A 1,042-nucleotide genomic window follows, 5' to 3' on the forward strand; every position below is an offset into this window, starting at 1 on the left:
CGCAGGTTTTCGTCGCAATAAGAGTTAATTTATGAATGCGGCCTTGCGCATTTCCCTAAGCTCGACAATTTTATGGTTGGTTTTTATGTTTAATGCCAAAGTCGGGCTTTTCGGTTGTTCCGCCGCCCGTTTTCGGCTTTTCATTCGTTTTATCTACGAGAAACAGCGTTCCATCCTTATTCACGCCCACCCAAATAGTTTTGGGCTTGCCATCGGCTGTGGTCTTGCCTGCTATGGCCAATTCATATTTGCGCTTGGCAGCCGTGCCCTTGGTCTTGCCTGTAAACGAGAGGCTGCCACGCTCAAGCTCCATTTGCTGTTCAAGCGCTGGAAATCCAGCTTTTAGCCTGTTTTCTTCCTCTGGCGTAGGCTTGGGCGTGGGTTTCTTCTGCGCCATGCTCTGTTTGTGCGAAGTCTTGAAGTGGTCGCTTTCCTGATTCATGCGGTCAACCAAACGCTCTATCAGGGCACGGTCTTCGTCGGTCGTGGCGAAGAGATAGCTGGCTTCAATGTAGCGACAAACTACGCCAAAGACGGCATCGGTCTGCGGACGAACCTCGCTCAATGCCGGCATTTTCTGGTCCACCGCCTTTTCCTGTCGCGTGTTATATACCTTTTGAAACTCATCGTTCACGGTCTTCAACTGTGCCGTAACTGGCGCCAGTCCTAAGGCCGTCACCTCAGTGGCAAACCGCTCTAAGTCTTTCAACATTCCACGCACCTCAGCCGTTTCCGCGTCAATCGCCTTACTTTGAATGCCCGCGTAAACGCCGAGCCCTTTGTCTAACGCTTTCGCTGCCTCGCGCACCGCTGCCACGGGTGATTTCAGTTGCGCCCGCACCACACCAAAGAGGTTGGTCAGCAGGTCGTCGCGCTGTTGGTCGAACGCTTTCATCTGTTCGGTGTAGACTGTTGCCGTGGCCTGCTTGTTCAGTTCTGTTTCCAATTCTAAGCAGTCGGCCCAAGTCTTCAGCAACTCATCCGTCAGGTGCAACTTCAGTTTGTCTACGGCTTTCACCAATTCATACATGTTGAACTGAAA

Annotated in this window: 1 protein-coding gene; it reads right to left on the reverse strand. The window is 51.8% G+C overall.

Features of this window, described 5'->3' with window-relative positions; genetic code table 11:
* Positions 1-70 precede the first annotated feature (70 nt).
* A partial coding sequence (locus tag HMPREF9420_RS14340) for a DUF6261 family protein (RefSeq protein WP_007136159.1) occupies positions 71-1,042 on the reverse strand: 972 nt, incomplete at its 5' end.

Origin of the sequence: Segatella salivae DSM 15606, assembly GCF_000185845.1 — a bacterium.
GTDB classification, from domain to species: Bacteria; Bacteroidota; Bacteroidia; order Bacteroidales; family Bacteroidaceae; genus Prevotella; species Prevotella salivae.